The sequence below is a fragment of the Myxococcus sp. AB036A genome (genome assembly GCF_006547355.1).
Lineage (GTDB): Bacteria > Myxococcota > Myxococcia > Myxococcales > Myxococcaceae > Myxococcus > Myxococcus virescens.
Map to the genome: position 1 here is coordinate 23,459 of NZ_VHLC01000077.1, position 19,923 is coordinate 43,381.

Genomic DNA, 19,923 nt, shown 5'->3' on the forward strand with positions numbered 1-19,923 from the left:
CGCGCGTTCCGGGTGCGCGCCGCCTCAGGCCTGGGCCGCGCGCTTGTTCTGGGCGCGGCGCCGGAGCCAGTTGCGGAGGAAGGCCATCACCGCGGGGTGCTTTGACTCACGGAAGGCGTCTGGCGGGCCGTACTCCACGATGCGGCCTTCGTGCATCAGGGCCAGGTGGTCCGCCATGCCAAAGGCGGAGGCCACGTCCGGCGTAATCACCAGCGAGGTGGCGCCGAGCTGCTGCTTGCCGGTGGTGATGATTTCATTCACCGCCGCGGTGGTGAGCGGATCCAGTCCGGCGGTGGGGTCGTCGTAGAGGAGAATCTTCGGCTGGAGGATGGTGGCGCGCGCGAAGCCCACGCGCTTCTGCATGCCGCCGGACAGCTCGCCGGGGAAGCGCTGCGTCGCGTGCGACAGGCCCACGCGCTCCAGCGTCTTGTTCACCGTCTCGGCGATTTCCGCCTCGGGCATGCGGGTGCGCTCACGCAGGGGGAAGGCCACGTTGTCGAACACGGTGAGCGAGTCGAAGAGGGCGTTCGCCTGGAAGAGGATGCCCTGCTTGCGGCGCATCTGGTCGAGCGCGGCCTCGTTCATCCGCGCGATGTCCTCGCCATCCACCAGGACGGTGCCCCGGTCCGGCCGCAAGAGGCCCATGATGTGCTTCATCAGCACCGTCTTGCCCGACCCGGACACGCCCATCAGCACGCAGGTGGTTCCCTCTGGCACTTCCAGGTTCACCCCCCGCAGCGCGTGCTGGTCTCCGAAGGACTTGTGGAGGTCCCGCACTTCGATGGCCAACTGGCGGGAGGACGGTGGGCTCGAGGGACTCATGGCCGCGCGAACATAGTGCGCGTCCGCTGCCTTCCGCCTCCAAGAAGCGGCTGCCTGGCGTGAGGAAGGGGCGCCCGGCCGCCCGGCTTCCATCCCGGTGTGGAATGGCGGTCAGAGGCGGGGCGGCCCCTCGCCACGGGGCTTGCCCTGGGAGCGGAGGGCGCGATGCTTCGAGGTTCGTGGGTGAGACGGAATGACACATGAGGCGTCCAGAGGCTGGGCGCCCGGGAGGCAAGGCGTTTGGCGACGGTGTCCCTGGAGGACGTGCGCAAGGTGTACCGGGGCGGCGTGGCCGCGGTGAAGGGCGTGAGCCTGGACATCGCGGACGGCGAGTTCATCTCGCTGGTGGGCCCGTCGGGCTGCGGCAAGTCCACGACGCTGAACCTCATCGCCGGGCTGGAGGAGATGTCGGGCGGCACGCTGCGCATCGACGGCGCGGTGGTGAATGACATGTCACCGCGGGAGCGGGACATCGCCATGGTGTTCCAGAGCTACGCGCTCTACCCGCACCTGGACGTGGCGCGGAACCTCGCCTTCCCGCTGAAGGTGGCGGGGGTGGCGAAGGCGGACATCGACGCGCGTGTGCGCGAGGTGGCATCGCTGCTGGGGCTGGAGGGCCTGCTGTCGCGCAAGCCGAAGGAGCTGTCGGGAGGCCAGCGGCAGCGCGTGGCATTGGGGCGCGCCCTGGTCCGCCGTCCCAAGGTGTTTCTCTTCGATGAGCCGCTGTCCAACCTGGACGCGGCGTTGCGCACGCAGATGCGGGGGGAAATCAAGAAGCTGCACGAGCAGCTCAAGGCCACCTTCGTCTACGTCACCCACGACCAGGCGGAGGCGATGACGCTGTCGGACCGCGTGGTGGTGATGAACCAGGGCGAGGTGCAGCAGGTGGCCCCGCCGCGCGAGCTGTACGACGCGCCGGCGAACCTGTTCGTGGCGGGCTTCTTCGGCGCGCCACGCATCAACCTGGTGAGGCCCCGGACGCTGGGGTTGCCGGACGCGGACGTGGTGTTGGGGCTTCGTCCCGAGCACCTGGAAGTGGGGCAGGGCACGCCGCCACCGGAGGCGCTGGAGGGCCACGTGTACCTGGTGGAGTCCATGGGCGCGGAGAGCTGGGTGACGGTGGACGTGGCCGGGGAGCGCATGGTGGCGCGCGCCGCCGGGGACTTCCGTGTGCCCACGGGCGCTCCGGTGTGGCTGCGGTATGACGCGGCGAAGCTGCGGCGCTTCGACGCGAAGTCGGGCCGGGCCCTGTAGCGGGCCTCAGGCGTAGACCTGTTCTCCCTCCAGGCTCATGTCGAGCCGGCGGTTGAGTTGGTCCAGCCGCTCATATCGCTCGCGCAGCAGGTCGCGATGGGCGCGCGGGTCCGCATGGGCCATCTCTTCCAAGAGCGCGCGCAGCGCTGTGTCCAGCGCTTGCTTCACGTCGCGCGCCTCCACGGCGGACAGTTCCAGCAACATGGTGCACCTCCTGTCTGGAACGTTAGGCACGCACCTGCCCCTGTGGCCTCGATGCCTGCCCGGCGTACGCCAGGGCTGGCGGCCTGGCGCCTCGCGTTCTCCTGGCAGGACATGCGGCCCGGCGGCCCCTGCGTTCGCGCGGTGGTGGAGCGGCGGGCCGTCGTCGCGAGCGCTCCACCGTGTGCGCCGTTGCAGGTGCGTCCCGTCGTGCCCGCTCGCACTGTTGTCTGGGAGTCCCGGACGGGCCGGGCACCCGAGCGCGAGGAGGCCGGAATGATTCGGACAGACGACGTACACGAAGGCATGACCGTGCGGACGGCGACAGGCCGTGTCATCGGGCGCGTGACGGGCATCGGGGACACGCACTTCGAACTGGAGCAGGGGCTGGTGCCCATTCCCCGGCGCGACTACCTGGTGGAGTTCTCCGACGTGGACTTCATCCGTGGCCACGACGTCTACCTGGTCAACGCGGACCATCCGCTCCTCGCGCTGGAGGTGGATGACGACGGCGGCGCGCTCCCGCCTCGCCATTCCGAGGGACTGGAGCGCGAGCCCGTGAATGTCGACGTGGAGTCTTGAGCCGCGAGAAAACGAGTGACGCAAGGCGTTGCACGTTCGCTCCGGCCCGCTCTGGACAGGTGGCCGGACAGGCCCCGAGTGCCGGGTAAGCGTCGGGAATCACTCAGGTTGGACCGCCCTGGAATGTCAGACGGTCAGTCTAGACATGACTGCTTCGACGGGCATTCCAGGTGGGCTCATGCAACGGTTTTCGGCATCATGTGTCACGGTCATCCTCTTCGCTGTCTCGTTCGCTTGCAGCGCGGGTCCGCGCGCGGAGGACGGGGGGAACGGGGCGGCGGAGCAGGGCCTGTTCTTGTCCACACCCCGCAAGCTCCTGCCCTTCGTGGTGATGGAGAGCGGGCGTGTGCTGGCCTCGGGTGGGCATGACGGGAGCCGGACGCTGGGCAGCTGCGAGGTGTTCGAGCCGGAGACGGGCCGGTGGCGTGAGACGGGGGCGATGCACACGCGCCGGCGCAACCACGCCGCGGTGCGACTGACGGACGGCCGGGTGCTGGTGATGGGCGGCTCCAACGGCATGGCGATGGGCGCGCTTGCGGACGCGGAGGTGTATGCGCCGGACACCGGGACGTGGACGGAGGTTCGCCCCATGGGCGTGGCACGCAATGACCCGGCCGCGGTGCTGCTGGCGGATGGGCGCGTGCTGGTGGCGGGTGGGACGGATGTGGACCAGCGGCCGTTGCGCTCGGCGGAGTTGTTCGACCCTGCGACGGGGATGTGGAGCACCGCGTCGCCTCCGGGCTTCTCACGGGGTGGGGCCCAGACGGCGGTGGTGCTGGCCAACGGCAAGGCCCTGTTCGTGAGTGGCCTGCAGGCGGAGCTGTATGACCCGGTGACGGGACTCTGGGAGAAGGCGGGACTCACCGGTGGGGCGGCGGGCACGCACCGGCTGGCGCACTCGGTGACGTTGCTGCCGGATGGGCGCGTGTTGGTGGTGGGTGGAACCACGGCACGCGCGGCGGCCACGGCGGAGGTGTACTCGCCGGAGACGGGTGTGTGGACGCTGGTGGGCGCGCCCAAGGTGCCTCGTGAGCATCATGCGACGGTGGTGCTGCCGGATGGCGCGGTGCTGATGATGGGCGGCGAGCACTACACGACGGGGGCGCTCGCGTCGGTGGAGCGCTTCGATTTGAAGACGGAGACGTGGTCTTCCGCGCCCGCGCTGGACGAGCCGCGCGAGAAGCTGGGCGCCCTGGCGCTGGGAGATGGCGCGGTGCTGGTGATGGGCGGTGGCAACGAGGCGGCGGGCATGCTGTCCGAGAGCGAGCGCTATGTCCCGGATGTCTGTGCCGTGGCGCCGTGTGCTGCGCGAGAGCTGGGGGGCGCCGAGGCCGTGATGGAACTCTCCGTGGCCGGGCAGGTCGAGTGACGCGCGTCTCGCTGTGTGTGGGTGAGCACGGCGAGGCTCGAGGTCGCCGGGGGCAAGCGGGCAGACCGGCGTTGAGGGTGACTCCAGCGCTAGCTCCGGGTGAGATGGGGGCATGAACCCGTGGAAGGCGTCGCTGGTGGTGTGCGTGTGGCTCGTGGCGTGTGGTGGCTCGGAGGCACCGCAACTCTCCTACGCTGGCTGGTCGGAGCGCGTGGCGGCATCCGCGTGCGCGTATGAGGAACAGTGCGGAACCCTGACGGTGTCACGCGAGCAGTGCGAGGCGGACCGCGTCGCGGCCTACGCGGCGGTAGAGCCGGACCTGTCGCGAACCGAAAGTGGCGCGAAGGCTGGCTGCGTGCAGTGCATGCGTGCGCGCATCGATGAACTCGACGCGGTCACTGGGAGCGGCTGCCAGCAATCCATCGACGAAGCTCGCCTGCTCGCTGTGTGCGGCGTGGATGGCGCGGCCTGTGCGGGCGTGCCCTGACTCCGGCGATTTCACGGCTGCTCCCTGCGTTCCGGAGTCGCGGGCCTCTCGGGGCGTGAACCGCTGACGGCGTGCGGACTCCGCGCGCGCCGCGCGCTGGTGCGTGACAGACTGCGCGGCCATGCGCACTCGGACCCTGTTGCTTGCCCCGTTGCTGCTCTCCACTTCCTGCGCCACCGTCTCTCCGAAGGCACAGGCACCGGACGCCACCACCGCCGAGGCGAAGTCCCCGGCCCCCGAGCGTCCCTTTGGCACCCTGCGTGAGCAGGCGAAGCGCCAGCAGGCATGGCTGGCCGAGCGCATGGAGAAGGCCCTGCCCCAGCTCATGCGCCAGTACGGCGTGGACATGTGGGTCATCCCCATGCGCGAGTACAACGAGGACCCTGTCTTCAAGGCGCTCGTCTCGCCAACGACGTTCGCCGCGCGCCGCCGGACCATCTACGTCTTCTTCGACCGAGGTCCGGAGCAAGGCGTGGAGCGGCTCGCGCTGGGAGGTGGCTCGCAGGGAGGCATCTACACGCCCCGCCGCGCGCAGCACCAGGTGGATGGCGGCGGTGTGAGTCGGCAGGCGGAGCTGTGGGGCCCCGAGCAGTGGCAGGTGCTCAAGCAGGTGGTGGAGGAGCGCCAGCCGAAGCGCATCGCCCTCAACGTGTCGCGCACCTTCGCCTTCGCGGACGGCCTCACCCATGGCGAATACGAGGGCATGGCGGAGGCGCTCGGCCCGGACTGGGTGAAGCGCTTCACCTCCGTGGATGGGCTGGCGGTGGACCTCCTCGCCTGGCGCAGCGCGGATGAGGCCCGCTTCTACGAGGAGCAGACGAAGCTCGCGTGGAACATCATCGAGACGGCCTTCTCCAACCAGGTCATCACCCCGGGCGTCACCACCACCCGTGACGTGGAGTGGTGGATGCGCCAGCGCCTGGCGGACCTGGGCCTGGAGACGTGGTTCCAGCCCTCGGTGGACATCCAGCGGCAAGGCGTCACCGAGCAGGAGCTGGGCGACAACCCCATCATCCAGCGCGGAGACGTGCTGCACTGCGACTACGGCGTCACCGCACTGGGCCTCAACACGGACACCCAGCACATGGGCTACGTGCTGCGCGAGGGCGAGACGGACGTCCCCGCAGGGCTGAAGGCCGCGCTGAAGACGTCCAACCGGTTGCAGGACATCGTCTTCGAGGAGCTGCGTCCCGGCCGCACGGGCAACGAAATCCTCCGCGCCTCCCGCGAGCGGATGCGCGCCGAGGGCATCGACGGCACCGTGTACTCGCATCCCATTGGTCTCCACGGTCACGGCGCCGGCCCCATGGTGGGCCTGTGGGACCGCCAGGAGGGCGTGCCCGGCAATGGAGACCACAAGGTGATTGCGAACCAGTGGTACTCCATCGAGCTGCAGGCCACGTCCGCGGTGCCGGAGTGGAACGGCCAGCGGGTGCGCTCGGCGCAGGAAGAGGACATCACCATCGACGCCGAGGGCCGCGTGCACTGGGGCTGGAAGCGCCAGACGGACTTCCACCTGGTGCGCTGAGCACGGCGCAGGGATGCAGGGTGAGCGGCCTCACTCCGAGGTCGCTCGCGGAAAACCCTACTGGGGCCGCACGACGGTGAAGCCCGACAAGACCCAGGGGAACGCGTTTCCGTCGAGGAGGAACGTCGACAACGTCTCCCCGGAAATGAGTTGCTTGGGCTCCCAAGCTCCGGCGCGGCGCCTGCGGTAATAAGTCTTGTTGTCCGGGGAAAACGGATACTCGGTCCAGGCCAACCAAGGCTCGTTGTCGCGGTCCACGACGAGCCTGAGCGATGCATGCGTGCTGGTCTGGTTCAGGACTTCGATTGATTCGGGCGTGGACCAGTTGGATGACCAGGAGCGCAGCGCCGCGGATGAGAATCGGATGGTGCTGACATTGGTCGTGGGGTTGATCTCGCTCCATGCGAGGGCGGCGCGGTTGTTGGGCTGAAACGCAAGCTCCACTCGATCCACGGATGTGTCCGCCGGGATGGGGATGGACGAGCCCACGGGAAACCATCTTCCGTTCTCGAACATGCTGACGTGAAGGTGGAGGGAGCCGGTATCAGCGGAGGTCTCCAGCCAGCTCACGAAGACCACGCTGTCGGCGGCGATGGCTGCCCGCCACGAAGGGGTGCGAGGCGCAGGGTTGGCACTGAGCGGCTCTCCCAGGGCGATCCATTTCGTGCCGTTCCACTCGATGACGCGCACTTCGGTTTCGTTCAGCTCAGGCATCTGTTCCAACGCGATGACGGGACGTCCCCTCCAGTTCAATGCCAGCTTGACCTGGGTGTACTCGGATTGTGTGTCGTAGGGCGCCCCTAGGCGTCGCCAGGCTGTTCCGTCGTAGCTCACCACGTGAATCTGGTCGAACCCGGTTTCTTCAACCTCTTCGCGCCAAGTGGCGACGAGGGTCTCCCTCGTCGCGGCAATCTGGAGGTCCAGGGCGCGCCGGGAGCGTGCATCCTCCGCCCGGAGTGGAGGGAGCTGCTGCCATGCATGACCATCCCACTGCGCGACGGCCGGTTCCTCCGTCTCCAATGCGCTGTCGGTGAAGCCGACGACGGGCATTGTTCCGCTAACGCCGCTTCCCAGCACGAGCGACATGGGGAGGACGGAGGAGTTCGTCGGGTCCAGGGGCTCCGTGGCGCGGGCGAAAGGCCAGTAGGTGGCGTTGTGGGTGAGGGAAAAGGCCGTCAGGCGCGGGTCGAGCAGGTTGCCGGCCCGGTCGGTCAGCGTTCGCTGGAGCAACACCGCATGGAGCGTGGTGGGAGGGCGGATCGGCGATGTCGGCATCAACTCGAGGACCGTTCCGTCCTCACTGAGGACCGCTCGATGGGCGACGGAGAACCCGTCCGGGTCGCGCAGTTGGGTGGGCGTGGACTGGAGTGAGCCCGGCAGCAGCGGCTCGGAGAAGACGAACGCCAGCGGCGACGTCATCGCCGGGTGGCTGAGGCTCGGGCGCCGGGAGGTGATGGTGGGAGGCGTGCGGTCCACCTCTACGGAGGCGCTCTCCGCCTCGAAGTTCCGGTCTTCACCCACGGCTCGGGCCACGAACGAGAAGCGGCCCTCGGCATGCGTGGCGCAGTCGATGACGTGTTGGTACGGCGCCTCCAGCGTCATGGGCTCCTGCGCGTTCGTGAGGAGCTCCACGCGCTCCGGCGTGCCACCTTCCACGGAGACGAAGAGCGTCCACTGTCCTTCCCGGCAGTACTCGGGACCTTCGGTCCGCACGGTGACGTGCAGCTCGGGAGGGGGTTCCTCTTTGCCGGGAGGAGGCGGCGGGACAGGCTCTGATTTCAGGTTGTCACAAGCGGTGGTTCCCAGTGCCACATAGAGCAACGGGAGCGCCCAGCGGGCACGGGTGCGGCGGGGAGTCATGAGGAGCCTCTCGGATGGCGTTTCGCGTGTCGTGCCTTGGACACGCGAACCCGCGAAGTTGGGACTCAGCGCGCGAAGCTGATTCCCAGACTGCCCCCGAGCGACAGCGCGGACGCGGTGCCCGCCTCCTCACGGACCCAGGTATGTCCCGCGTTCACGAGCAGCGACACTCCGAAGGGCCCGTGCACGGGCAGCCATGCGCCGCCCACCGCGCCCACCATGGGTTGCAGGGCGAGCGCCTTCTCTCCATTGCTGGGCTGCCATTGCTGGGACAGGGTGGCGCCCACCTCCACCGCGCCGTGGAGCCTCAGGCTCCGCCAGACGCGTGCGTCATGGCCCACGCCCAGCCGCAGCGTGTGGTCATTCTGTCGGAGGTTCCCGGAAGGATGCCGTCCATGCCGCACGTCCACGCCTGCGGTCATGACGTTCGCCCAGGCCGCCGCCCACGTGTACTGGAGCGCGGCGGTGCCACCCATCATCGCTCCGAAGGACGGCACGAGCGGCCTGCCGACGCTGGGCCCCACGTGTATCCGCAACGTTGACGCCTGCTCGCCCTTGAGCGAGTTGACCTCCAGCCGCTGGGGGCGGAGCTGGGCCCGCGTGAGCTGCGCGCGCCCGGCGTCGGGCACCTGCACGCGTGCCGTCATCGCGGTGTGCTCGCCGCGAGTGGTGACGATGTATCCACCCGCGGGAAGGGCGAGCGTGGCCGTGCCCGCGCCCTTGCGCAGGTTGCCCAGGAAGGGTTCTCCCGCCAGCGTGAACACGGTCCAGTCCCCGGGCTCGTCGATGGCGAGCGTCAGCAGCGACGTGGCCTGTGCGGGAGAGGAGAGGACGAGGTCCCCCTTCCCCTCGAGGTCGAAGTGGAAGCTGGGATGCTGCGCGCCCGCGCGGGACATCAGCGAGGACTCCACCGTTCGCGCGTAGGAATAGGTGTAGGCCTCCGCGAGCGTGACGCGGCCATCCCCGGACACGTCCGCCGCCCCGCGCAGCGCGGCGACCAGGTGGTGCGTGAAGACGGAGCCCCCGAGCGCGTCCGACTCCTGCGCGGCTTCATCCGCGGCGGAGGCGGTGATGATGACCCGTCCCGCCAACTCCGGCCGCTCCACGCTCACCAGGACGCCGGGAATGGGCTTCAGCCCCTTGAGCCGCACCGCCTCGCCTGACTGGCACGAGTCCACCACCAGCAGCGCGACGCTCACTGGCGCGCGCTCGATGAACCGCACCAGCTCATGCAGGGGCAGGTTTGTGCCGGACAGGTGCAGCTCGCCCGCGTCCGCATGGCTGGAGACGTAGACGAAGAGCTGGTCTCCCTTCCGCGCCTGCGCCTGGAGGTGGCGCTCGAAGCGGGACACCGCCTGTCGCACCGTGTCCGCGTCATTTCCCAGGACGAGCACGGCATCCTCGCGCTGCACGCCGCCCACTTCGTACAGCACGTCCATCAGGGTGCGCGCGTCACGCTCCGCGTAACGCAGCACCGCGTCCGCGCTGGAGCCCCGGTTGTTGCCCACCGCCAGGGCGAACCGGCGCGGGCTGCCGTCCGCGACCGCTGCCGCCGGCTGCGCGGCCACCATCGTCGCCAGGAGCAGGGCGAGCGTCATGGACGGGCCTCGACCTGGAGCGCCACGGCCGCGTGCGCCACGCCCGGTGGGACGCCGGCGAGCGACAGACACGCGGCCGACATCGGCGCGGCGCGGCACTCCGGCTTCAGCGTGCTCAACCAATCCCGGACGGTGTCGAGCCGCAGCGGCGTCTCCGAGTAGAGCGCGTGCACCACGAAGTCTCCTTGGGTGACCTGGAACAGTGGGGCGGGCTGCGCGGCGGCCAGCTCGCCGCTCTGGCGTCCTTCGGGGGGCCACAGTGCCTCCACCTGTTTCCCGCTGTCCATGGCGACGACCAGCGCGTAGCGGTGCCCGCCACTCCTCAGCCGGAGCGCCACCTCGTCTCCTTCCTGGAGCAGGGGATTGATTTCGCCGTCTTTCAGCCGGAGCAGCTCCACCTGGGGAGGCCCCTTGACCCGCATGCCCAGGAGCGGCTCCAGCGTCCCCGGACGGACGAAGGGGGCCTCGGTAGCGGTCCCCGGGTCCACCGCCCGTGCTCCGCGGACCAGCACCACGGTGGCCAACGTGGCCAGGGCGGGGACGAGCAGCCACCGGGTGAGCCAGGGGAGGCCGGGCTTCCGTGGCGGGGCCGCCCGCTCCGACAGGACGCGAGCCCGGACGCGGGCGAAGTGGGGCCCGGCACGGACCTTCTCTGCGTGCGATTCCAGCAGCGCCAGCCGCTCACGGCAGGCGGCACAGGACTCCAGGTGTGGCGGTCTCATCCCGCCAGCGACCACCTCGTCCAAGACGAGGTCCGACAGGTGTTCACTCATCCGGCACCTCTTCGAATCCCCTCGGGCTCCCCCAGCGCGCGGGCCAGAGCGCTGATGCGCTGGACGTCGCGGACAATGGTCTTCCTCGAGAGCCCCAGGACCTGGGCAATCTCCTCCTGGGACATCCCGTCCAGGTAGTGCAGCGTCGCCACCGTGAGGGCGCGCTCGTCCAGCTCGCGCGCCAGCTTCATCAGGAAGTCCCGGCACTCGGTGGCGGCGAGCGCATCGACGGCGCCCTCGTGGCCGGCACCCTCCGGAGCGACGTCCCGCAGGGCCCGGGCGCGGAGCATGTTGAGGCTGACGTTGGTCGTCACCCGGTAGATGAACGTCATCGGCCGGGCCTCCCGCCGGAAGTCAGCGGCGGATTGGAGGACGCGGATGCAGGACTCCTGCACCGCGTCCCAGGCGTCTGCCTCGCGTTGAAGCAAGGCGAAGGCCCTCCGGTACATGCCAGGGGCATACCGGTCGTACAGGTCCTGGAGTTCCTGAGCGCTCAACCCTGGCGGCATCTTCGCCACCTTGGACACGGGGGCCGGGACAACTGGGACATTCCCCGTGCGAAAAGGTGCCGGGGCCTCAGGGGCCACCCCGCCTGCATCAGGGGGGCGTCGCCCCCGTCATGGACTGGAGCAGCGTCACCAGCGCGCGCTTCTCCTCGTTCGTCAGCTCCAGCGGAACGATGGTCACCGTCTTCTGACCCACGAAGCTGCCGGCCGCATCGCCGCCCTCGTTGTAGAAGTCGACGACCTCCTCCAGCGTGGCCTGGGCGCCGGTGTGCATGTACGGCGCTGTCAGGGCCACGTTGCGCAGCGAAGGCGTGCGGAACGCGCCTTCCAGCGTCGCCGGGTCCGCCTGGGTACGCAGCGTCTGGAGCCGCGCCGCGATGGTGCCGGTGGGTGCGTCGCTGTAGCGGCTGGCGGCGTTGAACTCCCAGTCCAGCAGCGGCGTCAGCGCGCTCCACTGCCCGCTCGCGCCCGGGCTGCTGTCCTGCACGCCGATGTTGTGGAACAGGTCGTCGGTGAGCGCCGGCCCCTTGTGGCAGACGATGCACTGGCCCTTGCGCAGGAACGTCTTCAGCCCCAGGTACGCCGGGTCCGCCTCCGCCTGGCCGGCCTCGGCCGCCGTGATGAAGCGCCGCACGTCCGTGTCGAAGGGCGCGTCGATGCGCACGAGCGTCCGCTGGTAGGCCGCCATCACCTTGCCCACGTTGGCCAGCAGCGCCGAGTCCGTCTCGTCCGCGGGCGCCTTGCCGAAGAGGGCCTGGTACTCCGTGGTGTACGACTCCACCGCGGTGAGCCGGGCGCGCACCACCTGGGCGTCCGCGTTCATCTCCACCGGGTTGAGCAGCGGCAGGATGGCCTGGCTCCACAGCCGGTCCGCCCGTCCGTCCCACATGAACCAGCGGCTGTAGGCCACATTCAGCAGGGTGGGCGGGTTGCGCTCGGACAGGTGCCCGTCGCAGCCCTTCGCCTTGGCGGTGGGCACCGTCAGGCCCTCGCCGCCATGGCAGCTCGCGCAGGACACCGTGCCGCAGCGTGACAGGCCGCCGTCGTGGAACAGCACGTCGCCCAGCGCCTCGGCGCGCGCGACCCCGTCCATCCGGTTGGTGCTGTCCTTCGGCGGCTGCCGCCCCAGGCTGTGGAGGCTGCGGAGCTGGTCCAGCTCGTCGAGGTTGGGGAACGGCTCTTCGGATTCACACGCCATGCCCGACCCGCCCAGGGCCAGGGCGAGCGTCACGGCGCGCAAGCGGAACGGATTCATCACCCAACTCGTCTTTCTGCGAAGGACCCGGGAAGCTTCGCGTCCCCTTCGACGCGAATCAATCCACAAGGGCCCCTTGCCCGCCGGACGAGTTCGTGCTGATGGCGTGACGCCGCTACGCCTGCCCCCTGGGGAGGGCGGGACGGGCGGCGTCACAGGCGTGCTTCAGAACTTCAGGCGCCGCAGCTCAGGGCGAAGTCGCGCGTGGCGGTGCCGTAGTCGCCCACCTTCACCGTGGAAGGCTCCGGGGTGATGGTCGGCGTGGCGCCCGTCTCGCACTTCAGGCCGCCGCCCGCCGCGAGCCCGACCTGGAGGTCGGTGTTGCTGGGCACGCCCGACACCGTGAAGGAGCAGCGGTTGCCGCGGCTCGGCTTCACCATCGTCCGGCCCAGCCCGTTGGTGGGCGCGTCCGGCGAGGCCACGATGACCTGGAGCTGCCCGCAAGCGTCATCGGCACGCAGCCCGCTCTCCGGCAGGCGGATGACGCCGGCGATGGTGGCGTTGCCCTCACGGCCACCGCCACCGCCCGTGGTGGCGCAACCGGATGCGGCAAGGACCAGGGCGGCTACGGCAATGCGATACATGAAATCCTCAATTCTTGATGGTTGAGATGGCGGCAAGGTCGCCGTGCAAGCGGTCTACGATGCGCGCTCAAGACAATTGCGATGGGAATTCATTCCAGCCACCCCTCGCATTCTTCCCGGGGCCGGGATTTGAACAATTCCCCAGGACTTCCGGGTGGTTTTGAACGCCAGGTGTTTCCGGCGGAGCACGCCGCGTGACGCTCCATCAGATGGAATCATCGGTCGAATCAAACACAAACGCTTGACGCGTTTGGCTGTCACCTCGGTCCCAAAGACGGACACGCAAGTCCCGAATCCGGGCATGTCTGGTCTTGGCGCGCGGAGGTTCTTCCCACGTGACGGGCGGCCCAGCCTTCGCCGCGCGGTCTGCTGTCAGCGCTCCTTCGCACCCCCACGGTGAAGGGCAGGGAGAGGAGACGACACCATGTCGATACAAAAGCAGGAGCGCACGCCTTCGTGGACGGGACTGGGCGTGGGGACGGACCGCAAATCGTTTCTGGACGCAATATCCTCCCAGATTCCGGACTACGAGGCGGACAAGGCCGCCGAGGCGGTGTTCTGTGCGTTGTCGGAGCGCCTGTCCGGTTCGTGGGTGGCGCACCTGCGCGAGCAGCTCTCGTCGGACGTGCGCGAGCTGTTGCACGGGTGTCACAGGCACCGCGGCGAGGCGCCCGCGAAGCTGGACCGTGACGACTTCTACTTGATGGTAGCGAACCACCTGAACGCGGAACCGGAGAATGTGCGGCTGGTGCTCCACGGCGTGTTCTCCGCGCTCCACGCCCAAATCACCGAAGGGGAGGCGAAGAAGTTGGAGCAGCAGCTCCCCGCCTGGCTCCAGGGGACGTGGGCCGCCGCGCGGATGCATGTCGACCGGCCTTACTGAGGCCGTGCAAGGGGCGGGGCACCCGGGGGAGAAGGCCCCGGACGCTTCCGCCGCCGCCGTCAGTAGGTTCCGCCCAGCGAGAGCATCGCCGAGTAGCGGCCGTCCAGCGCGCCGGGAGCCCGGCCGCCCGGGGCGAAGTCCTGGTCGAACAGGAAGTTGTAGTTCACCCGGGCGTCGGCGGTGATGAGGTTGCCCATCTGGTAGCGCAGGCCCGCGCCGGCGGGCACGTAGCCGCTGGTGTCATCGGAGAAGCCGCGGATGGCGCCCCGGGCGTCGTTGCGGACGTTGTAGCGGTCCAGGCCGATGCCCGTCAGGACGTAGGGCTGGAGCCGGGTGTCGGTGAAGCTGCCCACGATGACGGCCTGGCCGGCGTTGCGGACGATGTCCGGTCCGCCCTCGCCGTCGTCGAGCAGCCCCATGCGGCTGTCGATGTCGCTCAGGCCGCCGCTGTAGCCCAGCTCGACGGCAAAGAAGGCGTGCGGCCGGTAGCCCAGCGCGGCGCCATAGGAGAAGCCCGGCGTGACCTCCGGGGCGAGCTGACCGGTGTAGCCCTCCAGGCCGCCGCCCAACTGGGCATAGATGCCGGTGTCGGCCCGCTTCCGCCCCCTGTCGTTGAACTCCACCGCCTCCGCGGACCGCATGCGCGGCTCCGCGATGGGGCGGTCCTCCGCCTGGGCCAGCGCGGCGCCGCTCCAGAGCGCCGCCGCGCACAGCGCGCCACGTACGAATGCCTTCATGACGGACTCCTTGGTTCGCGTCCGAAAGGCAACGTGGTCCGCGCGGAAGGGCCTGGCAATCAGGCCCACGCGGGCCGTGGGGCACCTGGTGCGGCTGTCCTTCCTACCCCTCAGGGCAGCTGGGTGAGGACCTCCAGCGCGCCGCGGGCCTGCACCAGCCCATGGCCAAAGTCCTCGTCATGGCCGGAAGGCCCCAGGTCCTTCGCCGAGGACAACAGGGCGTGTTTGACCTGGTCCGGCGTGGCGGAGGGACGGGCGCTGAAGAGCAGCGCGGCCACGCCGCTCACGTAGGGCGCGGCCATGGAGGTGCCGGACATATAGGCGTAGTCCGCCGGGCTCATGCTGATGCGGGCCAGCTCTCCCAGCATCCGGTGCAGCACGGTGCCACCCGCCTGGGTGATGGTGACGGCGGGCACCCACTGCCCTCGCCGAGGCATGGCGAGGATGTCCACGCCGCCCTCCCAGCTCGAGTTGCCGAAGATGACGGCGCGCGCGCCCTGCTTCATCACGTTGACCATGGCCATGTCGGTGGGCACCTCGCCGTGCCGCACGTACGCGACGAAGCCGCTGCACGTGCTGCCCTTGCACGAATCCAGCGTCGCGCCGCCCCCGCAATCCACCAGCTTGCCCCACTTGTTCTCGATGGGGGCATACAGCAGTGAGCGCGACAGCGGCCGGGTATCCCGCACGTCCACCGTGGAGAACGCGCCCTGTCCGCGCGGGAAGGTGGACAGCACGTCCACGCCCGGGGCCACCAGCGCCAGCTGGCTTCCGCCGGAGGAGAAGGCGGCCCGCTGGTCCAGGGAGTCCACCGCGCCCACCGCCAGCACGTGCGGGTCCGACGCGGGGTAGTCCACCCGCTGGGCGTTGCTGTTACCCGACGCGGCCACCACCAGGATGCCCTGCGCGTGGGCCGCCGCGAAGACCTCGAACGTCGTCTTGGTGGGCACGCCGCCGCCCAGCGACAGGGAGATGACCTTGGCGCCCTGCTCCGCGCAGTACTCCACCGCCGCCAGGACGAAGCTCATGTGCGTGCGGCCGTGGATGTCCAGCACCCGGGTGATGATCAGCTCCACGCCCGGTGCCACGCCCATCACCCCGGTGTCCGAAAGCTGGGGCGAGCCGCGCCCGCCGTTGCCTGGCCGCGCCGCGATGATGCCCGCCACGTGCGTGCCGTGGCCGGTGCCCCAGCCGTGGCCGCTGCTGAAGTCGGACGGGTCGTCATCGTCCTCCAGCAGGTCGCGGCCGGCGACCACCGCGTCGCGCAGCTCCGGGTGCTCCAAATCCAAGCCGCTGTCGATGACACACAGCCGCACGCCCGCGCCCGTGGGCCGGTCCGGGTCCGGCAGTCCGTCCCCATCCACGTCCCACACCTCGTGCGCCTGGACCTTGCGCAGCCCGGGGGTGAACTCGCGCGACGTGGCGCCCCGCGCCACCGAGGCCAGGACGGGATGAATCGGCGCGGTGGCGGGGGCCAGGGCGCGCCACTCCTGGTCCTGCTCGATGCTCTCCACTGTCGGGTCTTCGGCCAGGAGCGCGCGCTGCTCCTGGAGCGACATGCGCGCCGCCACCGCGGGCGTGGAGCGGAAGGTGGCTGTCACCTGTCCACCCACTTGATGCACGCGGGCGGTGGCCATCACCCCCTGATTCCGATAACGGATGATGACCCGCTGCCGGCCGTCGTCATCCGTCAGGGGGGCCCGGACGTGCCGTGTCTCCACGGGTTCGGACAGGGAGCCCGCGATGATGTTCGGGCAGACCTGGCTCTGGGCTCCCTTGTCTGAGGAGTCGTCCGGCCCACATGCCGCGAGTGCCAACAGCCCCATGAGTCCCCACCGCTTCATGAGCCGCTCCTTCTCGAACGGCACCCGGCGGAGACACCGGGCGCGCATTCCCCAGGGAGCGCATTTCGCGAAAGCGTGGCAACGGACTGGGGGGCGCCCCCCTGCCTGAGGTGCGGCGGTTCACACCGCATGTGTTGAGCGGCGGATGGGGACCCCACATCAGGGTTGCCTTCACGCGCGCACCCGGCATTCGCCGCGCTCCTGAACACCCACCCCGCCCGACGGGTACGCGGCGGGCGCACTGTCGGAGGGCGAGTTTCCGTCCAAGGCCCTGGCGGTGTCAGAGGGAAGGAAGTTGCCCGCTTCTTGATTCCGTCCGCTTTCGGGTGCTTCGCTGCCGCCAGACGCCATGAGTACCGTCCCTACAGAGTCCTCCCGCTTCCTCGGGCGCTATGAGCTCGTCCACCCCCTGGGCCAGGGGGGCATGGGGGAGGTGTACCTGGCGAAAATCAGCGGCGCGGCTGGCTTCGAGAAGCCGTGCATCGTGAAGACGATTCTGCCGGCGCTGCTGAAGGACCGTCAGTTCCTGGACCGGTTCCACCACGAGGCCAAGGTGCTGGTGCACCTGGTGCACTCGTCCATTGCCCAGGTCTACGACATGGGGGAGGCGGACGGCACGTACTTCATGGCGTTGGAGTACGTGGCCGGCGTGGACCTGGCCTACCTGTTGGAGCAGGCGCGCTCGCAGGGCGTGGCGGTGCCGGTGCCGGTGGCGTTGTTCCTCGGCCAGCGCATCGCGGAGGGCCTGGGCTACGCGCACCGCAAGACGGGGCCGGACGGCTCGCCGCTGGGCATCGTCCACCGCGACGTGTCCCCGCACAACGTCATGGTGTCCTACGAGGGCGAGGTGAAGGTCATCGACTTCGGCCTCGCCAAGTCCGCGGCGCGCAGCAAGTACACGCTGCCGTCCACGGTGATGGGGAAGCTGGGGTACATGTCCCCCGAGCAGGTGCGCGCCGAGCCCCTGGACCACCGCAGCGACATCTATTCGTGTGGCGTCGTGGTGTGGGAGATGCTGGCCGGCCGCTCGCTCATCCCCCACGGGACGGTGGGCGAGATGATGGCGGCCATGTCGCAGCCGGTGGTGCCGTCGCTGAGCGAGCTGCGGCCGGACGTGGACGCCGCGCTGGACGCCGTCGTGCGCCGCGCGCTGGCGACCCGCCCGGACGACCGCTACATGCGTTCGGACGAGCTGGCGCGCGCGCTCAACACGGAGTTGGTGCGCTCGGGGACCGCGATGGGCGCCGAGGAGGTGGGCCACTTCGTGCGCGCGCTGTGCCCGGAGGCGTTCGACGCCCAGCGCAAGCTCATCTCCAAGGTGTCTTCGTCCTCCAACCACCGCCGCACGCCCGCGCCGGATTATGGCACCGGGCCGCAGCCGGCCGTGGGCTTCGAGCCCACGCTGATGCGCGGCCCGGCGGCGCAGCCCGGGTTCGGCTCGGGAGGCGTGGCCCGTCCCGGCGCCATCTATGCGGACGGCGATGACCTGGGCACCGGGAGCACCACGGTGCGGCCGCCTTCCGACGTCGTGGTGGCTCCGGGTGGCGAGCCCGCCGCGTCCCAGTCCGTCGTCGCGCCCACCGTCGTGTCCGCGCCGGCGCTGGAGGAACGGGCGGGCCGGAAGCGGCCGGTGGGGCTCTATGCCGCCATCGCCGTGTTGCTGGTGATTGCCACCTCCGCCGTCACCGCGCTCGTCGTCCAGTCGTCGGGCGTGGCACCGGTGGCCCCCGGGACCGTGGCCGGTGCTGCAGGGCAGGTCGCGTCGCCCCCGGCTTCGGACGAGGGGGGGGAGCCGCCCGTCGCCGCCGCGCGGCAGGGGGCGAGCACGGAAGCCGCGCCCTCGTCCGACGCGGGCACGGGCGCTGACGCCGGTGCGGTGGTGGTGGTCGCGAGCGGGCCGGGTGCCGCAGAGGTGGCGTCCGCGCCGTCCTCGGTGCGCGCCGAGGAGGACAAGGCGGAGCCCGAGCGGGCTCGGACGCCCCGCCCCGCGTCGGTGAAGACGTCCGCGAAGAAGCCTGCGGTCCCCGCCGAGCCCGCCGTCGTCTATGCCACGCCGGCGAAGGTGCTCCCGATTCAGAGCGCGAACGGGCGCTACTATGTCGACCGGAGCATCATCGGGCGGGGCTTCCTCCCGGGTGTGGAGATGGACGTGCTGGGGCCGTTGAAGAACGGCAAGCGCGAGGTGCTGGGGCGGGCCCGGGTGGTGCGGCCGGGACGCGGCGTCGTGATGCGAGCCACGCGTGCGTTCATCGAACTGGATGACCGTGCCCTGGCGGCTTCGGAGGACCTCTTCGTGGCGGCGCCTGGACGGGATGACGCCCCCGCCGACGCGTCGGCGACCGAGGAGTCCCAGGCGCAGGCCGCCGAGCCCGACACGGGCGAGGTGGAGGCCGTCGTGGCCGCGGCCCCCGCGAAGCGCACGCTGCGCGGCCACGCGAGCGAGCAGGGCGGGGTGGGCGGCTTCCTGGACCCGGGTGTGGAGGTCCAGAACCACGAGTCCATCGACTGGACGGACTGCTACGTGGTGAAGGACATCCGCAAAGCGGCGTGGCTGGGCGTCGTGAAGGCCGGGGAGCGGAAGACGGCCAGCCGTTTCCGCCACAACCCGAACTTCGACGTGGGCTCCGGCTACCTGGGCGTCATCTGCAAGGAAGGCGAGCTGCGGGTGAAGGCGCGCTGAGTCGCTCCGCGCCGTGACGGACGCGGAAGGCTCACGGCCCCAGCCGCGCGCCGGCGACGGGGCAGTCGGCGACGAGCGCCTTCACCTCGGCGTCCCCACTCCGGGCGTTGCGCACCGCGCGGTCCAGGGACGTGCGGCACTGCCACGTCACCTCGCGCGTGCCGTGGCAGCAGTGCCAGCCCGTCAGCGTGCGGCCCAGGTACTGGAGCATCTCCGCCTTGGTGGGGGTGACGAGCAGCCACACCGCGCCCGCCAGCACCGCCAGCCAGGGCAGCTGGAGCGCCACGCCCTTGAGGCGAGGGCCCGCGCCGGGAACGACGGGCTCCGCGTGGAGCCCGAGCAGCGTGTCCAGGGGACGGCGCAACAGCACCCCGTTCAGCAGCAGGTCCAGCGGCGTGGTGAAGGCGCGGGCCAGGCCGCGGAGCAACCCGGGCGTGTGCTCCGCGTGCACCAGCTTCACCCCGGCCACCTGTCGCCAGAAGGTCCGGCCCGTCAACCCGCCCACGGCGGACGCGGTGAGCCACGCCAGGGCCATGGCCAGGGGCATCGATAGTGGGGTGCGGTCCTGCTCCAGCGCGCGTAACGCGCCCCAGCCCACGAGGACGGACGTCCCCAGGTCCAGCACATCCGCCACCCACAGGTGCCACTGGTACCGCGCCTGCGTGGTCACCTGGTCCGTCGCAAACAACGACCCGTTGCTCATCCACCCTCTTTTCGGCGCACGGAGCATAGACCGGACGGGAGGACGTGCGCCTCATGGCTCCGCTGGGTTCGACCGGGGGACACCCGGGGTGTCGCATTCCCGCAGTGGCGCGGTGGGGGCGTGGCTCGCATCTTCACCCCTGCGCGACGCGTCGGAGGCCTCCGCCACCACCGGGGCCTCCTCGCCGGGCGCGCAATGGCCAAGGCCATGGCGGAGCCGGGGGTGCGGTTCCCGGCTCCACAGGTGGTGGCGGACGC

Annotated in this window: 18 protein-coding genes; 7 read left to right on the forward strand and 11 right to left on the reverse strand. The window is 70.2% G+C overall.

Annotation, left to right across the window (positions count from 1 at the left end; genetic code table 11):
• Positions 1–24: 24 nt before the first annotated feature.
• Positions 25–822 carry an ABC transporter ATP-binding protein gene (locus FL344_RS26875; RefSeq protein ID WP_141592401.1) on the reverse strand — a complete coding sequence of 266 codons (798 nt, stop codon included), beginning with the start codon at positions 820–822 and terminating at the stop codon, positions 25–27.
• Between the two features lie 240 nt (positions 823–1,062).
• On the opposite strand from FL344_RS26875, the gene FL344_RS26880 reads away from it, so the two are divergent.
• A complete protein-coding gene (locus tag FL344_RS26880; RefSeq protein WP_141620535.1) occupies positions 1,063–2,076 on the forward strand; it encodes an ABC transporter ATP-binding protein in 1,014 nt (337 codons plus the stop codon).
• Positions 2,077–2,082: 6 nt separating this feature from the next.
• Here the strand turns inward: FL344_RS26880 and FL344_RS26885 are convergent, their stop codons facing one another.
• Entirely contained in the window at positions 2,083–2,280 is a 198-nt protein-coding gene (locus FL344_RS26885; protein ID WP_090493897.1) for a hypothetical protein, read from the reverse strand.
• Between the two features lie 273 nt (positions 2,281–2,553).
• Here FL344_RS26885 and FL344_RS26890 point away from each other — a divergent pair, with 273 nt between their 5' ends.
• The 4 genes from FL344_RS26890 to FL344_RS26905 all read left to right on the forward strand — a co-directional run bounded on the left by FL344_RS26890 (position 2,554) and on the right by FL344_RS26905 (position 6,243).
• Positions 2,554–2,859, forward strand: a complete 306-nt coding sequence (locus tag FL344_RS26890; protein WP_141592403.1) for a DUF2171 domain-containing protein — start codon at positions 2,554–2,556, stop codon at positions 2,857–2,859.
• 178 nt (positions 2,860–3,037) lie between these two features.
• Positions 3,038–4,228: a kelch repeat-containing protein gene (locus FL344_RS26895; RefSeq protein WP_141620536.1), complete on the forward strand. Its 1,191-nt coding sequence runs from the start codon at positions 3,038–3,040 to the stop codon at positions 4,226–4,228.
• A 112-nt stretch (positions 4,229–4,340) separates the two neighbouring features.
• Positions 4,341–4,715, forward strand: a complete 375-nt coding sequence (locus FL344_RS26900) for a hypothetical protein (RefSeq protein ID WP_141620537.1) — start codon at positions 4,341–4,343, stop codon at positions 4,713–4,715.
• Between the two features lie 121 nt (positions 4,716–4,836).
• Entirely contained in the window at positions 4,837–6,243 is a 1,407-nt protein-coding gene (locus FL344_RS26905; RefSeq protein ID WP_141620538.1) for a M24 family metallopeptidase, read from the forward strand.
• Between the two features lie 57 nt (positions 6,244–6,300).
• Here the strand turns inward: FL344_RS26905 and FL344_RS26910 are convergent, their stop codons facing one another.
• From FL344_RS26910 to FL344_RS26935, 6 genes are all read right to left on the reverse strand, one after another.
• Positions 6,301–8,103, reverse strand: coding sequence for an Ig-like domain-containing protein (locus FL344_RS26910; protein WP_228565399.1), 1,803 nt, complete (start codon positions 8,101–8,103; stop codon positions 6,301–6,303).
• A 65-nt stretch (positions 8,104–8,168) separates the two neighbouring features.
• Positions 8,169–9,701, reverse strand: a complete 1,533-nt coding sequence (locus FL344_RS26915; RefSeq protein WP_141620539.1) for a caspase family protein — start codon at positions 9,699–9,701, stop codon at positions 8,169–8,171.
• Positions 9,698–10,474 (reverse strand): hypothetical protein, encoded by a 777-nt coding sequence (locus FL344_RS26920; RefSeq protein ID WP_141620540.1) that lies wholly within the window; start codon positions 10,472–10,474, stop codon positions 9,698–9,700. Before FL344_RS26920 ends, FL344_RS26915 begins: the two co-directional genes overlap by 4 nt.
• Positions 10,471–11,001 (reverse strand): RNA polymerase sigma factor, encoded by a 531-nt coding sequence (locus tag FL344_RS26925; RefSeq protein WP_141592409.1) that lies wholly within the window; start codon positions 10,999–11,001, stop codon positions 10,471–10,473. Before FL344_RS26925 ends, FL344_RS26920 begins: the two co-directional genes overlap by 4 nt.
• Positions 11,002–11,071: 70 nt before the next feature.
• Positions 11,072–12,235, reverse strand: coding sequence for a cytochrome-c peroxidase (locus tag FL344_RS26930; protein ID WP_141620541.1), 1,164 nt, complete (start codon positions 12,233–12,235; stop codon positions 11,072–11,074).
• A 173-nt stretch (positions 12,236–12,408) separates the two neighbouring features.
• On the reverse strand, positions 12,409–12,819 hold the full coding sequence (locus FL344_RS26935) for a hypothetical protein (RefSeq protein WP_186817750.1): 411 nt from the start codon (positions 12,817–12,819) through the stop codon (positions 12,409–12,411).
• A gap of 424 nt (positions 12,820–13,243) precedes the next feature.
• On the opposite strand from FL344_RS26935, the gene FL344_RS26940 reads away from it, so the two are divergent.
• On the forward strand, positions 13,244–13,702 hold the full coding sequence (locus tag FL344_RS26940) for a DUF2267 domain-containing protein (protein WP_141620542.1): 459 nt from the start codon (positions 13,244–13,246) through the stop codon (positions 13,700–13,702).
• Between the two features lie 59 nt (positions 13,703–13,761).
• Here FL344_RS26940 and FL344_RS26945 read toward each other — a convergent pair whose 3' ends face one another.
• Entirely contained in the window at positions 13,762–14,439 is a 678-nt protein-coding gene (locus FL344_RS26945; RefSeq protein ID WP_228565400.1) for a hypothetical protein, read from the reverse strand.
• 110 nt (positions 14,440–14,549) lie between these two features.
• Positions 14,550–16,283, reverse strand: coding sequence for a S8 family serine peptidase (locus FL344_RS26950; RefSeq protein ID WP_228565401.1), 1,734 nt, complete (start codon positions 16,281–16,283; stop codon positions 14,550–14,552).
• Positions 16,284–16,632: 349 nt separating this feature from the next.
• Here FL344_RS26950 and FL344_RS26955 point away from each other — a divergent pair, with 349 nt between their 5' ends.
• Positions 16,633–18,963: a serine/threonine-protein kinase gene (locus FL344_RS26955; protein WP_141620544.1), complete on the forward strand. Its 2,331-nt coding sequence runs from the start codon at positions 16,633–16,635 to the stop codon at positions 18,961–18,963.
• A 31-nt stretch (positions 18,964–18,994) separates the two neighbouring features.
• Here the strand turns inward: FL344_RS26955 and FL344_RS26960 are convergent, their stop codons facing one another.
• Positions 18,995–19,666, reverse strand: coding sequence for a hypothetical protein (locus FL344_RS26960; RefSeq protein WP_228565402.1), 672 nt, complete (start codon positions 19,664–19,666; stop codon positions 18,995–18,997).
• Positions 19,667–19,923: the final 257 nt, after the last annotated feature.

Coding starts and splice junctions, on each gene's coding strand:
- FL344_RS26950 (WP_228565401.1), bottom strand. CDS start 16,283: ATGAAGCGGTGGGGACTCATGGGGCTGTTGGCACTCGCGGCATGTGGG.
- FL344_RS26915 (WP_141620539.1), bottom strand. CDS start 9,701: ATGACGCTCGCCCTGCTCCTGGCGACGATGGTGGCCGCGCAGCCGGCG.
- FL344_RS26940 (WP_141620542.1), top strand. CDS start 13,244: ATGTCGATACAAAAGCAGGAGCGCACGCCTTCGTGGACGGGACTGGGC.
- FL344_RS26910 (WP_228565399.1), bottom strand. CDS start 8,103: ATGACTCCCCGCCGCACCCGTGCCCGCTGGGCGCTCCCGTTGCTCTAT.
- FL344_RS26875 (WP_141592401.1), bottom strand. CDS start 822: ATGAGTCCCTCGAGCCCACCGTCCTCCCGCCAGTTGGCCATCGAAGTG.
- FL344_RS26935 (WP_186817750.1), bottom strand. CDS start 12,819: ATGTATCGCATTGCCGTAGCCGCCCTGGTCCTTGCCGCATCCGGTTGC.
- FL344_RS26930 (WP_141620541.1), bottom strand. CDS start 12,235: ATGAATCCGTTCCGCTTGCGCGCCGTGACGCTCGCCCTGGCCCTGGGC.
- FL344_RS26955 (WP_141620544.1), top strand. CDS start 16,633: ATGAGTACCGTCCCTACAGAGTCCTCCCGCTTCCTCGGGCGCTATGAG.
- FL344_RS26920 (WP_141620540.1), bottom strand. CDS start 10,474: ATGAGTGAACACCTGTCGGACCTCGTCTTGGACGAGGTGGTCGCTGGC.
- FL344_RS26905 (WP_141620538.1), top strand. CDS start 4,837: ATGCGCACTCGGACCCTGTTGCTTGCCCCGTTGCTGCTCTCCACTTCC.
- FL344_RS26945 (WP_228565400.1), bottom strand. CDS start 14,439: ATGAAGGCATTCGTACGTGGCGCGCTGTGCGCGGCGGCGCTCTGGAGC.
- FL344_RS26885 (WP_090493897.1), bottom strand. CDS start 2,280: ATGTTGCTGGAACTGTCCGCCGTGGAGGCGCGCGACGTGAAGCAAGCG.
- FL344_RS26960 (WP_228565402.1), bottom strand. CDS start 19,666: ATGAGCAACGGGTCGTTGTTTGCGACGGACCAGGTGACCACGCAGGCG.
- FL344_RS26900 (WP_141620537.1), top strand. CDS start 4,341: ATGAACCCGTGGAAGGCGTCGCTGGTGGTGTGCGTGTGGCTCGTGGCG.
- FL344_RS26890 (WP_141592403.1), top strand. CDS start 2,554: ATGATTCGGACAGACGACGTACACGAAGGCATGACCGTGCGGACGGCG.
- FL344_RS26895 (WP_141620536.1), top strand. CDS start 3,038: ATGCAACGGTTTTCGGCATCATGTGTCACGGTCATCCTCTTCGCTGTC.